This window comes from Clostridium aceticum (genome assembly GCF_001042715.1).
GTDB lineage: Bacteria > Bacillota > Clostridia > Peptostreptococcales > Natronincolaceae > Andreesenella > Andreesenella acetica.
This window is the reverse complement of sequence record NZ_CP009687.1, coordinates 4187847-4201318: the sequence shown is the minus strand read 5'-3', so window position 1 is coordinate 4201318 and position 13472 is coordinate 4187847. Positions and strand designations below refer to the sequence as shown.

16 protein-coding genes are annotated in these 13472 nt (G+C 32.9%); 14 read left to right on the top strand and 2 right to left on the bottom strand.

Translation table 11 applies throughout. The features are described from left to right. Window positions 1-511: 511 nt before the first annotated feature. The 9 genes from rpmH to noc all read left to right on the top strand — a co-directional run bounded on the left by rpmH (window position 512) and on the right by noc (window position 7875). Complete coding sequence (gene rpmH, locus CACET_RS19245) at window positions 512-646, top strand: 50S ribosomal protein L34 (protein WP_044825687.1); 135 nt, start codon at window positions 512-514, stop codon at window positions 644-646. Window positions 647-745: 99 nt separating this feature from the next. Then, window positions 746-1084: a ribonuclease P protein component gene (gene rnpA / locus CACET_RS19240; RefSeq protein WP_044825686.1), complete on the top strand. Its 339-nt coding sequence runs from the start codon at window positions 746-748 to the stop codon at window positions 1082-1084. A 30-nt stretch (window positions 1085-1114) separates the two neighbouring features. Continuing rightward, a complete protein-coding gene (yidD, locus tag CACET_RS19235) occupies window positions 1115-1327 on the top strand; it encodes a membrane protein insertion efficiency factor YidD (RefSeq protein ID WP_044825685.1) in 213 nt (70 codons plus the stop codon). Window positions 1328-1349: 22 nt separating this feature from the next. Continuing rightward, entirely contained in the window at window positions 1350-2003 is a 654-nt protein-coding gene (locus tag CACET_RS19230; RefSeq protein WP_044825684.1) for a YidC/Oxa1 family membrane protein insertase, read from the top strand. Window positions 2004-2005: 2 nt separating this feature from the next. Further along, a complete protein-coding gene (gene jag / locus CACET_RS19225) occupies window positions 2006-2626 on the top strand; it encodes an RNA-binding cell elongation regulator Jag/EloR (RefSeq protein ID WP_044825683.1) in 621 nt (206 codons plus the stop codon). Window positions 2627-2818: 192 nt separating this feature from the next. Continuing rightward, window positions 2819-4204, top strand: a complete 1386-nt coding sequence (gene mnmE, locus CACET_RS19220) for a tRNA uridine-5-carboxymethylaminomethyl(34) synthesis GTPase MnmE (RefSeq protein WP_044825682.1) — start codon at window positions 2819-2821, stop codon at window positions 4202-4204. A gap of 127 nt (window positions 4205-4331) precedes the next feature. After that, complete coding sequence (gene mnmG, locus CACET_RS19215; RefSeq protein ID WP_044825681.1) at window positions 4332-6227, top strand: tRNA uridine-5-carboxymethylaminomethyl(34) synthesis enzyme MnmG; 1896 nt, start codon at window positions 4332-4334, stop codon at window positions 6225-6227. A 3-nt stretch (window positions 6228-6230) separates the two neighbouring features. Further along, the gene (gene rsmG, locus CACET_RS19210) at window positions 6231-6947 is read left to right on the top strand and encodes a 16S rRNA (guanine(527)-N(7))-methyltransferase RsmG (RefSeq protein WP_044825680.1); all 717 of its coding nucleotides are present in this window, start codon (window positions 6231-6233) and stop codon (window positions 6945-6947) included. Between the two features lie 130 nt (window positions 6948-7077). Further along, on the top strand, window positions 7078-7875 hold the full coding sequence (noc, locus tag CACET_RS19205) for a nucleoid occlusion protein (protein ID WP_044825731.1): 798 nt from the start codon (window positions 7078-7080) through the stop codon (window positions 7873-7875). A gap of 215 nt (window positions 7876-8090) precedes the next feature. Here the strand turns inward: noc and CACET_RS19200 are convergent, their stop codons facing one another. Then, window positions 8091-8360: a TMEM165/GDT1 family protein gene (locus tag CACET_RS19200; protein WP_044825679.1), complete on the bottom strand. Its 270-nt coding sequence runs from the start codon at window positions 8358-8360 to the stop codon at window positions 8091-8093. A gap of 317 nt (window positions 8361-8677) precedes the next feature. Between CACET_RS19200 and CACET_RS19195 the strand changes: the two genes are divergently transcribed. The 5 genes from CACET_RS19195 (at window position 8678) to CACET_RS19175 (ending at window position 12630) form a co-directional block, all read left to right on the top strand. Beyond that, window positions 8678-9451 carry a ParA family protein gene (locus CACET_RS19195; RefSeq protein ID WP_044825678.1) on the top strand — a complete coding sequence of 258 codons (774 nt, stop codon included), beginning with the start codon at window positions 8678-8680 and terminating at the stop codon, window positions 9449-9451. After that, window positions 9452-10336 carry a ParB/RepB/Spo0J family partition protein gene (locus CACET_RS19190; protein WP_044825677.1) on the top strand — a complete coding sequence of 295 codons (885 nt, stop codon included), beginning with the start codon at window positions 9452-9454 and terminating at the stop codon, window positions 10334-10336. It abuts the gene before it with no gap. 134 nt (window positions 10337-10470) lie between these two features. Next, entirely contained in the window at window positions 10471-11613 is a 1143-nt protein-coding gene (locus CACET_RS19185; RefSeq protein WP_044825676.1) for an aminotransferase class V-fold PLP-dependent enzyme, read from the top strand. A gap of 87 nt (window positions 11614-11700) precedes the next feature. Then, window positions 11701-12249 carry a DUF4446 family protein gene (locus CACET_RS19180; protein ID WP_044825675.1) on the top strand — a complete coding sequence of 183 codons (549 nt, stop codon included), beginning with the start codon at window positions 11701-11703 and terminating at the stop codon, window positions 12247-12249. Between the two features lie 120 nt (window positions 12250-12369). After that, window positions 12370-12630 (top strand): YkuS family protein, encoded by a 261-nt coding sequence (locus CACET_RS19175; RefSeq protein ID WP_044825674.1) that lies wholly within the window; start codon window positions 12370-12372, stop codon window positions 12628-12630. Between the two features lie 116 nt (window positions 12631-12746). On the opposite strand, the gene yyaC is transcribed toward CACET_RS19175, so the two are convergent. Next, complete coding sequence (gene yyaC / locus CACET_RS19170; protein WP_082058269.1) at window positions 12747-13334, bottom strand: spore protease YyaC; 588 nt, start codon at window positions 13332-13334, stop codon at window positions 12747-12749. Between the last annotated feature and the right edge of the window lie 138 nt (window positions 13335-13472).

Here is a 13472-nt window from a genome sequence, read left to right as displayed (position 1 = left end):
ATTATAAAAAAATAAGTAATAAATTTTAATAACATGGTTATTAATAAGGATGTGGATAAATACGTAAAAAACTATTCTTATATATTATATAAATAGTTATCAACAATATCAACATATATTTTTAATAGGCGAAAAAATAGTGATATAAATATAAAATGAAGTAAGGTTAAACAAAAACATGAAGTTATTCACAATACTATCCACAATCTGTGTATAAAAAAGAATAAAGTGAATAAATTTATCAAAGTTATTCACAAACAAAACTATAATACCAAATATAGAAAAAAAATTCAATAAAAACTATAAAATTATCCACATATCAAGATAATGTGAATAGTCTTGTACACAATATCTTAATACAGCTTTTTTCTTGACACATGTCAACAATATAGTTATAATCTATTTGTAGTATGTTCAAAAATAGGTTTTTAATGTACTAATTTGCATATGCCTACTAGCTTATATCATTATATAGAAGTACTTCAGTAGTGCTCGAAGAGGGGGTGTACTTGTGAAAAGAACATATCAGCCAAAGAAAAGACAAAGAAGTAGAGAACATGGATTTAGAAAAAGAATGAAGACGAAAAATGGCAGAAATGTATTAAAAAGTCGTAGACTAAAAGGCAGAAAGAAATTGACAGCATAAGGCCGCACTATGTGGCCTTTTTCTGTAGTTATGTTTATTTTCCTTTTATAGTTTATAGTGCTATAGCAGATTGTGGGGAAGATAGATAGGAGGAGAAGCATGGAGGCTGCCAATAGACTTAGGAAGAACGAAGATTTTCGAAAAGTGTATAAAGAAGGGAACTCTATAGCTAACAAGTTGCTCATTTTGTATATAAAGAAAAATGCTTTTGATTATAATAGGGCAGGCTTCACAGTTTCAAAAAAAGTAGGAAAAAGTGTTATAAGAAGCAAGGTAAAACGACGAATGAGAGAAAGCTATCGATTGAATGATAGTAAACTGCTACAAGGCTATGATTTGGTCTTTGTTGCTAGGCAGGGATGTAATGAAGCTACTTTTCAGGAAATAGAGAGTGCATTACTTCATTTAATAGGAAAGAAAAAACTATTGAAGAAATAGAGAAAACGATTTTATTTGGAGAGTAAAAAAATGGCAAGTTTTTGTATATGGATCATCTCTTTTTATAGAAAATGGATTTCTCCTCTAAAAGCACCAACTTGTAGATTTTATCCCAGTTGTTCTCAGTACAGTATAGAGGCTTATAGTACCTATGGCTTTTTTAAGGGAACTTACTTAACTTTGAGAAGAATATTAAGGTGTCATCCTTTTCACCCGGGAGGATATGACCCTTTAAAAAAATAATATATTATAGGGGGTTTTACTTTTGGACATTATTGCACAACCGTTGGGTGCACTGCTGAGACTAATCTATCAACTAGTGGGGAACTATGGTTTATCTATTATATTATTCACTATTGTAGTGAAGTTAATTATGGTTCCTTTAACGATTAAACAAACAAAATCTATGAAAAAAATGCAGGAAGTTCAACCAAAGATAAAAGAAATTCAGGAAAAGTATAAAAATGATAAAGAAAAAATGAATACCAAAGTCATGGAACTGTATAAAGAGTATAATGTTAGTCCATTTGGAGGGTGTTTACCTTTATTAATTCAATTTCCAATCATCATTGGATTATTTTCAGTATTAAGAAATCCTCTAGATTATGGTTTTGCTCAAGAAGTAGTAGAGGCTGGTTTTTTGTGGTTACCAAGTTTATCTCAAGCAGATCCTTTAATACTACCTTTGTTGGCAGGACTTACTACCTACCTATCTAGTGCAACAATGACTTCAGCTGGCGGTAAGCAAGATCCAACACAAAACATGATGAAGTATTTCTTTCCAGTTATGATTTTTATATGGGGAAGAAGTTTTCCTTCTGGACTTACGCTGTATTGGGTAGTAAGTAACGTGTTCCAGGTAGTACAGCAGGTAATTATTAATAAACCCTATTCTCAAATAAAGGAGGGTTCCAATTAATTATGAAGTCAATAGAATCAACTGGTAAAACAATCGAAGCGGCTATTCAACAGGGGCTTGATCAATTAGAAAAGAGCAGAGAACAAGTAGATGTGAAAATTATTGAAATACCATCGAAAGGATTTTTAGGCTTAATTGGTACAAAACTAGCAAAGGTAAGGTTGACAGTGGTTGATCGTCCAGAGGATGATGTTAGGACATTCTTACAGGATTTATTTAAGGGAATGGATATCGAGGTGCAAATAGATATTGAGGCTAAGGGAGATACTTTAAATATTCATTTAGAGGGTCCTAATATGGGTGTTATTATCGGTAGAAGAGGACAAACACTAGATTCCGTACAATATTTGGCAAGTTTAGTAGTAAACAAAAATAGAGAAGATTACTTAAAGGTATTCATTGATACTGAAGACTACAGAAGAAAACGGGAAGAAACTTTAATAAAATTGGCAAATAAAATGGCTAGAAAAGTAAAAAAAGTAGGAAGAACGATTACATTAGAACCTATGAATCCTTATGAAAGAAGAATTATTCATTCTACACTGCAGGGGAATCCTTTTGTACAGACCTATAGTGAGGGGGAAGAACCTTATAGAAAGGTAGCCATTACCATTAAGAAATAAAATTTATCCGAATAATTTATTACCCTCATTTATATAAATGGGGGTCTAATAAAAGAGAAACCCAGTTTATATGCTGGGTTCATTTTTTTACTGTATTGGAGCATGAAAAATTTGGTATAATAACAGTTAATAAAAATTTCTTATAGATAATCGGTTATCTATAGCAAAATACTAATATAGAGGTGAAGTAACATGTACATAGATGATACGATAGCTGCTATAGCGACAGCTCCTGGAGAAGCGGGTATAGGCATCGTAAGAATTAGTGGAAATAAAGCTTTAGATATTGTAGATACAATTTTTCAATCAAAACCTGGGAAAAAGTTAAGTGAATTTCCTGTTAGAAGAATGACCTATGGCCATATTGTTGATCCAGATACGGGAGAAAAAATAGATGAGGTGCTAGCTTATTATACAAAGGGACCTTACACTTATACGAAGGAAGATGTGGTGGAGATCAATTGTCATGGTGGTGTAATTCCTGTAAAAAAAATATTACAGTTGGTGCTAAGAAAAGGAGCACGTGCAGCTGATGCAGGAGAATTTACAAAAAGAGCTTTTCTTAATGGAAGAATAGATTTAGCACAAGCGGAAGCAGTAATGGATTTGATCAGTGCTAAAACAGACAAAGGTTTTGATGTGGCTTTGGATCAGTTAGAGGGAGCTTTGTCCAAACAGGTGAGTAATACAAGAAAAAAACTTCTAGATATGTTGGCTCATATAGAGGTTTCTATAGACTTTGCAGAAGAAGATATTGATGAAGTTACTTTAGATTACTTATTTAACAAGGGCACAGAGGTTCAAAGGGAAATAGAGCATTTATTAAATACTGCAGATGCAGGCAAAATCTTAAGAGAAGGATTAAACACTGTTATTGTAGGAAAACCCAATGTAGGAAAATCCTCTTTACTAAATGCTTTATTAAGAGAATCAAGAGCTATTGTCACAGAGGTGCCAGGCACCACCAGAGATGTTATTGAAGAACAGTTAAATATAAGAGGGATTCCTTTAAAAATCATGGATACAGCAGGCATAAGGGAAACTGAAGATATTGTTGAAAGAATAGGTGTTGAAAAGTCTAAAGAGTTCTTTAATAAGGCGGATTTGGTTATTTTTATGTTGGATATATCAACAGAGCTTACAAGAGAAGATCTAGAGATTATGGAATTAATCCAAAATAAAAAGGCTCTGATACTCATGAATAAAATGGATCTATCTCAACGGGCGGATTTAGAGAAGATAAAAACTTTAATGGAACATAAGAAGGTTATAAAAATTTCTTTGATAGAAGAAAAAGGGCTAGAGGAAGTGGAAGAAGCTATCGAGGACTTAGTATATAAAGGAGAGGTTAGAGCAAAAGATCGGCTTTTAGTAACAAATGTAAGGCATAAAAATGCTCTAGAAAGAGGATTAAAAAATATCGGAGAAGGTATAGAAGCTATTACAAAAAAAATGCCTTTGGACTTTATTGAAGTAGATATAAAAAATACATGGGAAACATTAGGAGAAATCACAGGAGATACAGTAGCAGAAGATATTATTGATCATATTTTTAAGAACTTCTGTATTGGAAAGTAAAGTCTTGAAATTAAAGACAGTACAGAGAAAAAAATCAGTACAAGTGTTGATTTTTAACACTGTATTTAATAATTGAGCAGCTCAGATCAATATAAAAATAAAGACAAGTTATACGGAGGGGTTAGAGATGAATATTCAATATGATGCGGGAAGTTATGATGTTATTGTAGTGGGGGCAGGTCATGCTGGCTGTGAGGCCGCTCTTGCTACCTCTAGAATGAAAAAACAAACTTTAATGCTAACAACAACCTTAGATGCGATTGCCATGATGCCTTGTAATCCATCCATCGGAGGAACTGGTAAAGGGCACCTGGTAAGGGAAATTGATGCACTAGGAGGAGAAATGGGCATCAATATAGATAAGTCTTTTATTCAAAGTAAGATGTTAAATACCGCAAAGGGACCAGCAGTACATTCTTTAAGAGCTCAAGCAGATAAATTGAAATATCATGTGGAAATGAAAAAAACCATAGAAAATCAAGAGAGCTTAGAAGTAAGGCAAGCTGAAGTTGTAGATTTAATTGTAGAAGATGGTCAGGTAAAGGGTGTTGTTACTAGAACAGGGGCTGTATACTACAGTAAAGCTGTTATTTTAGCAACAGGTGTTTATCTTAGAAGTAAAGTTTATATGGGTGAAGTAAATTATGAGTCTGGTCCCAATGGTTTATTTCCCGCGAAATATCTTTCAGAAAAATTAGTAGCTTTAGGATGTAATATGAGAAGGTTTAAAACAGGAACCCCTGCAAGAATACATAAAGATAGTATTGATTTTTCCAAAATGGATATTCATGCTGGAGATAAAGAAGTGGTGCCTTTTTCCTTTTTGAACAGTAAGTTAGAGATCGATCAACATCCATGCTGGTTAACAAGAACCACAGCAGAAACTCAAAGGGTAATTACAGAAAATATTAATCGTTCTGCTATGTATAGGGGGGATATGGAGAGTATAGGTCCTAGATATTGTCCTTCGATAGAAGATAAAATTGTTCGGTTCCATGATAAACCTTCTCACCAACTTTTTATTGAGCCAGAAGGACTTGATACAAAAGAAATGTATATTCAGGGGATGTCTACCAGTTTGCCGGAGGAAATTCAGCAACAAATGATTAGAACAGTAATAGGTTTAGAAAATGCCAAAATCATGCGACCAGCATATGCTATTGAGTATGACTGTATTGATCCTACACAATTAAAACCTTCACTAGAGACTAAGCATATTCAATACTTATTTTGTGCTGGGCAGTTTAATGGCTCATCTGGATATGAGGAAGCAGCAGCCCAAGGCTTGATGGCAGGGATGAATGCTACCTTAAAAATTGAAGAAAAAGATCCTCTTATACTAGATCGGTCAGAAGCTTATATTGGTGTGTTGATTGATGATTTAGTTACAAAGGGAACCAATGAACCCTATCGTATGATGACCTCAAGAGCAGAGTATAGACTAATATTAAGACAGGATAACGCCGATTTAAGATTGACGCCTAAGGGTTATGAGGCAGGGCTGGTTACAGAAGAAAGATATGAAAGATATTTAAATAAAAAACAACAAATAGAGTCGGAAATGCAGCGATTAAAAACAACAGTTGTTTCACCCGATAAGGCCAATCCTCTACTGGAGACTTTAGGTAGTTCTCTTATAAAGACAGGGATTTCTCTTTATGATTTATTAAAAAGACCAGAGGTTTCTTATGAAACAATATCTGCTATCGATTTTCATAGAAACGAAGAAATATTGAAGGACGTAGTAAAACAGTGTGAAGTTGTTATAAAATACGAAGGTTATATCGATAAGCAACTGAAACAAATTGATCAGTTCAAAAAATTAGAAAATAAAAGACTTACTGAAGACATTAATTATAGCGAGATAGATGGACTAAGGCTAGAGGCAAGGCAAAAACTTAATGCTATTAAACCTCTTTCAGTTGGACAGGCTTCTAGAATCTCTGGTGTTTCACCAGCTGATATTTCTGTTTTGTTGGTCTACTTAGAGCAAAGAAGAAGGCAAAGAGGGGATGGGGAGTAAAAGATGACATTAGCAACATTATTAAAAGAAGGAAGCAAGGAATTAGGAATAGAACTTAGTGAAAAACAAATAGATCAGTTGTTAACATATAAAGATATTCTATTAGAATGGAATAAAAAAATGAATTTAACAGCGATTGAAGATGAGCAGGAAGTGATTATAAAACATTTTTTAGATTCTATATCCTGTATAAAAGTCCAACAACTAAAGAATAACGGAAAAGCAATAGATGTAGGTACTGGAGCAGGGTTTCCTGGTATTCCTTTAAAGGTAATTTTTCCTCAATTGAAAGTAACACTACTAGACTCTTTAAACAAGAGGATTAACTTTTTGAAAGAAGTATGCCTTCAACTAGAACTTGAAGATATGGAATTTGTTCATGGTAGAGCTGAGGATTTTGGTCAGGACAAAGGCCATAGAGAAGTTTATGATTATGCAGTGGCTAGAGCAGTAGCTCCTTTAAATATTCTAGTAGAATATTGTTTACCTTTTGTAAAAGTAGGAGGCTTCTTTGTTTGTCAAAAAGGTAAAGCTTTGGATGAAGAGTTACTTGAAGGAAAAAGAGCGATTGAAGTTTTAGGAGGTAAAGTAGTAGATCAACAACATATAACATTACCTTTTAGTGATATAACCCATAGTATTTTGGTAATAGAGAAAATAAAACAAATTCCAACAAAATATCCTAGAAAGGCTGGTAAACCTTCAAAAAACCCTCTTTAAAACCTGATAAAAAGAAGTATTTTGTAAAACAAAAAAATATTTTTCTGTTTAATAGTAGGAGGAGTCAAGGTTTTTTTATAGAATAAGTAGTATTATGAAATTTCCTTATTTAAAGAAAAGAGGGATCGGGATGAGTGTTACTGAAAGAAAAGTTCTAGAGATATGTATCGATTCTGTTATTTCCAACCCTTATCAACCTAGAAAAACTTTTTCTCAGGCAAGTTTACAAGAACTGAGTCAATCTATAAAAGCGTATGGAGTACTACAACCTATAAGTGTACGGCAAATAGGGGAAGGAAAGTATGAATTAATAGCTGGAGAGCGAAGAGTAAAGGCGGCAAAATTGGCTAACCTAAAAACAATACCTGCTATTGTTAACAATCATTTTAACGACAAAGATTCCGCTATTTTAGCTATTATAGAAAATCTTCAAAGGGAAGATTTGAATTTTATAGAAGAGGCTGAAGGATACTTTAATTTAATTGAAGATCATGGATTGACGCAACAGGAGTTGGCGCTATGTGTAGGCAAAAACCAATCTACTATTGCTAATAAACTAAGGATTCTTCGGTTGAGGGAAGATATTAAGCGAAAATTACTAGAAAACAATTTAACAGAGAGACATGCTAGAGCTTTACTAAAGCTTCCTGATGATGAATTAAGAACTTTAGTTTTAGAAAAAGTAATAAAAAACGACTATAACGTTAAAAAAACGGAAGAACTTATACAGAATATGCTGGAGGAAATAACAGCAGCAGAAGAACCTAAAAGACAACAAAAGATTAAAAGTTTTATGAACTATAAAATATATATTAATACAATTAAACAAGCCTACGATGCTATTAAAGATAAGCAAGAGAAGGCTGAATTTAAGCAGGTGGATAAGGGAGATTTTATAGAGGTAACGGTTAAAATACCAAAGGGATAATAGACAAACAAAATATAAGTTAACGATAAAAGATTACTAGAAGATACTTAGTAATCTTTTTTTATATAGGTATCATAGGTATTAAATTAATAGGAATTAAATTAATACAATTATTTCTAAAACTCTATCTAAATGTCATCCTGAGGGTAGCGAAGGATCTTGGAGTAACGAAGAATGACAAATTACGGTGCAGATGAACACCTATGACATAAATGTTAAATTTTTCCTGTTAAAGTAAGAACACCTATAACAACAAAAGCCACACCAGCAGCTGTTTGTAGATAGTGGGTAGGAATATATTTCGTAAGAAATGCTCCAGCACAAACCCCTATAAGAGAGCTAAGAATTAGAGCTAAAGATGCTCCTATAAATACTGGCCATATAGACTTACACTGTGTTGCCAACAACATTGTTTGGAGTTGGGTCTTATCTCCTAGCTCCGCAATAAATACAATAAAAAAAGTTGTCATAATCATACGTAACATTAAATAAACCTCCTCAGTAAAATGTTTATAGTAAAAAATTTTCTTTGATTTATTTTATTTTTCTTTATAGATTATGTTTATAAATCATTATATTCCTTTTAAATTTGTATTATTAGTGAAATATCTTGAAGAGCAGTATAAAAAATAAAAATCAAAAAAATATATGAAATATATTTTTTTTAAAAGGAAAATTCAAAACTTTTTAGAAATTTAATAGAGAGTAGATTGGCAGCGTCTTAGTTATCTGCTTACTAAACTAGATTATTTATATAGAGTAACAAAAGTTTTTACTAATTGTTAAAAGGGGGTAGCGGTAAATGGCTAAAATAATAGCAATCTTTAATCAAAAAGGAGGCGTAGGTAAGACTACCACAAACGTCAATCTTAGTGCTTGTATAGCTGATAAAGGTAAACGAGTATGTGTCATAGATATTGATCCTCAAGGTAATAGTACCAGTGGCTTTGGTGTAGATAAAGACCAGTTGGAATATAGTATTTATGATGTTATGTTAAATGAAGTAGATATAAAGAAGGTTATTATAAAAACAGAGTACAGCAATATAGACTTAATACCCTCTAGTAGTGAACTAGCAGGAGCGGAAATAGAACTGGTTTCCACAAAGGAAAGAGAGACAATTTTAAAAAGGGCTATTCATACAATTAAAGATAATTATGACTATATCTTTATAGACTGTCCCCCTTCCTTAGGACTACTAACAATTAACTCTTTGTCTGCAGTAAATAGTGTACTTATACCTATTCAATGTGAATACTATGCTCTTGAAGGAGTAAGCCAACTGATGAATACGATACAGCTAGTCAAAAGTAGTTTGAATTCAGAGTTAGAAATTCAAGGGGTGGTTTTAAGTATGTTTGATGGTAGAACAAATCTATCTATACAGGTAGTAGATGAAGTAAAAAACTATTTTAAAGGAAAAGTATATACCACAATTATACCTAGAAATGTAAGGCTTGCTGAGGCTCCTAGTCATGGACAACCAGTTATTTACTATGATAAAAAATCTAAGGGGGCAGAGGCTTACTTAGAATTAGCGGAAGAATTTATAGAATTAGAAGAGGATGTGATTTAAATGACCAAACCAGTAAAAAGAAAAGGATTAGGTAAAGGATTGCAGGCCCTCATACCCCAAATAGATACGATACAGCTTGTAGAAGAATCGGTTCAAGAGAATAAAGTCCAAACAATAAGTATTAACAGCATATACCCTAATAAAAATCAACCTCGTAAAGAGTTTAATGAAGAAGCATTAAAGGAATTAGCAGAATCTATAGAAAGATATGGGTTAATACAACCTATCGTTGTTACAGAAAGAGAAGAAGGGTTTATGATTATCGCTGGTGAAAGGCGATGGAGGGCTACTAGAATTGCGGGACTAAAAGAAATACCCTGCATTATAAAAAAATATAGTGAACAACAGCTAATGGAAGTTGCCATTATAGAAAACATCCAAAGGGAAGATCTTAATATTATTGATGAGGGAAAGGCATACAAGTACTTAATTGATAAATATCAAGTGACACAAGATCAACTGGCAGAAGCAGTTGGTAAAAGCAGACCCTACATAGCCAATATTTTACGATTATTACAGTTAGACCCTAGGATCATAGACATGATTAAGGAAGGCAAACTTACAGGAGGCCACGGAAGAGCTCTTCTAAGTATTCAGGACTCAGAAAAACAATATGAAATTGCTTTGAAAGTAGAAGCGGAGAATTTTAATGTTCGACAAGTAGAGGAACTGGTAAGGGCGATTGTTGAACCTAATAAGAAAAATAAAGAATCAGCTAGTAAGAAGAAGGATGTTGTTCTCTTTGAAATAGAAGAAAATTTAAAAAGTTTTTTTGGAACAAGAGTTACTATTGTAAATGGAAAAAAGAAGGGTAAGATTGAAATTGAATATTACAATGAAGAAGATTTAGAAAGAATAATAAGTTTATTGGAAACAAGCAGTTAATGTTTCATGTGAAACTTCGACAAGAAAAAACAATAAAAAATAAAAATTTTTATTAATAGAGAACATAATATAGGAAGAAGAGTATGGTATAATAAAAGTTAGATTTATAACCTAGCATAAAGGAGAGATTTGTTGTGATTTATTTGGATAATGCTGCTACTTCCTTTCCAAAACCGGAAGCGGTATATGAAGCTGTTATACACAATATGAAAAACTTTGGTGCAAATCCAGGACGATCAGGACATAAGATGGCATTAGAAGCGGGAAGAACCATATTTAAAGGAAGAGAAATGATTTGCAAGTTATTCAATATAGATGATCCAATGCAAGTTGTATTTACCTCCAATGCTACAGAAGCTCTTAATTTAGCTATTAAGGGGATATTAGATCAAGGAGATCATGTAATTACCACCAGTATGGAACATAACTCTGTGTTGAGGCCCATTAAAAGAGTAGAAAATAATGGTGTAGAAAATACCATTATACAATGTGATGAAAGAGGAGAATTAGATCCAAAACTTATAGAGCAGGCTATAAAAAGCAATACAAAGCTTATTGTTACAACCCACGCCTCTAATGTAACAGGAACAATTATGCCTATCGAAGAGATAGGTAAAATAGCTAAAGAGCATGGCATTTTATTTTTAGTAGATGCAGCTCAGACAGCAGGGATATATGATATCAATGTAAGTAGTAACAACATTGATCTATTAGCAATGGCAGGACACAAAGGTTTAATGGGTCCCCAAGGAACAGGAGTACTATATATTAGGGAAGGTATAGACGTAAGACATTTTAAAGAGGGTGGCACAGGAAGTAAGTCTCAAGAACTAGTTCAGCCTCTAATGATGCCGGATCGATATGAAAGCGGTACCCCAAACACTCCAGGTATAGCAGGGCTAACAGCGGGAATTGAATTTATATTAGAAGAAGGCTTGGATAAAATTCGTAAACACGAAGAAGAACTTACCAGCTATTTTATAGAAGGTCTAAAAGAGATGAAAAAAGTAAAGATTTATGGACAACAAAATGCAAAAAAACAAGCATCAGTTGTATCTATCAATATAGAAGATGAGGATTCCTCAGAAATAGGTTATATTTTAGATAAGGTATTTGACATAGGGGTAAGACCAGGCCTTCATTGTGCTCCGATGGCTCATAGAACAATAGGCACCTTAGATCAAGGGACTGTAAGATTTAGTTTTGGTTATTTTAATACAAAAGAAGATATAAACCAGGCTCTTGAAGCGATAAAAAATATATGTGAACAGATATAGTTAGTCTCTTCAAAATTATAGCAACAGTCATTCTATTTAATAACTTGAGTTATACAATTATTTAATGTCGTTGAGGGGAGAGTCTTTATGCAACAAATTTTGTCAATAATAGATGCCAATTCTTTAACCTTTATATTTACTAGCTTAGTAATGAATTTGGTGTTGGTTATTTTACTGGTAATTAACTATAATATTACTGATAATTTAAGAGAAAAGTATAAGCGCTTAGTCAAGGGTTCTAGTGGTAAAAACATAGAGGGTATATTAGTAGACCATATAGAGAGAGTAGAGGGAATACAAGAAGAGTTTAAACAGTTAAACTCTAAGTTAGATGTGCTGGAAAATCGCATGAGTTTTTCTATGCAGAAAGTAGGAATTGTTCGATATAATGCTTTTGATGACGTAGGAAGTGATTTAAGCTATTCTATTGCTTTGCTGGACGGTAATAATAATGGAATTATTGTCACTGGAATACACAGTAGAGTAGAAACTGTCTCTTATGCAAAACCAATAAAAGATGGAAAGTCTAATTATCATCTTTCCGTTGAAGAGTTACAGGCTTTAGAGAGAGCAAAATCTAATGATCTTGATAAAATAAGTATCAAAGGTAGTAGAAGTAGCAAAGAAAGTGAGTAACTTGTCCTAAAATTCCCAAACTCACTGACGTTATAAATTGCACAAGCCGAGGGAGTAAACTTAATTTTTGGAATGAAAAAAGCACCTTTTTGGAATAATACTCCAAGGAGGTGTTTGCTTTTGAAAAGAATTGCTATACAAGATGATTTGCAACAGTTGAAAACTCATCTAGAAGAAAAAGGGTATGAAGTGGTTAGTTTTCAGGACCAGGGACATATTGATGCTATTGTCTATACTAACGATTACGGAGGATTTAGAAATCTAAATGATACTGGCGAAACCAATACTTATGGTGCTATACTCATCAATGCGAAAAATAAGTCAGTAGAGGAAATACAATATATTATAGAGACAAGAAGATATGGAAGTTTATTTGGTTAAAAACAAAAAACATAAGACAAAGCCACTGATAAAGTCTAGATTGTGTCACTTTAAATGAGACGATCTAGACTTTATCAGTGGCTTTGTTAGAGTTGATGGTTAAAGATTGATTTTAATTAGGATAGTAACTTTTCTTTGTTAAGTTTCCAAAGAGAAAATCTAATACCGTCGGCAATAGTATCTGCCATTTTCATTACTAATTGAAGTCTAGTATTTTGTAAAATCATATACTCCATATAACCACCTAAGTTTACAATTCCCATGATGTGTAGATCTCCTACAGAGGGTAGTTGCTTATTTACACCTGCTCCAGGATTTAAGGGGCCTGCCCCGATAGTAATGTAGCCTACTCGATCTATTTTACCTAAACAAGCATCGATAGCTATAACAAAGGGATTTGTAAAATTGGTATAGATAAAATCAATTTGTGATTGTAAGTTTTTTGCATGAACCGGGTCCTCTAGTGTTCCATAAACGTGAATATTGCTATGTTTCTCTAAAGGTTTTGCCAGCTTATGTCCTACTAGAGGACCTAAAGCATCTCCTGTAGAACGATCTGTTCCAATACATAAAAAAACAAGTTCACCATAAGTGGAACAATAATGTTTTTCTATATAATTTGTGAAACTACTACTGAAGTCTATAGAGGCCATAGTATTGTTTATATTGATGGAATTAGATGGCTCACGATAAAATAAAGACACCTCATCTCCTCCTATAATGTTATTTTAATAAAGCTTTCCCTAAAAAATAATATTCAATACAAATTGATTGAGTTCAATACAAAATGATTGAGAATATCTTCTTAGTAAAGAGAAATATACTATTTCTAAGGGGGGATT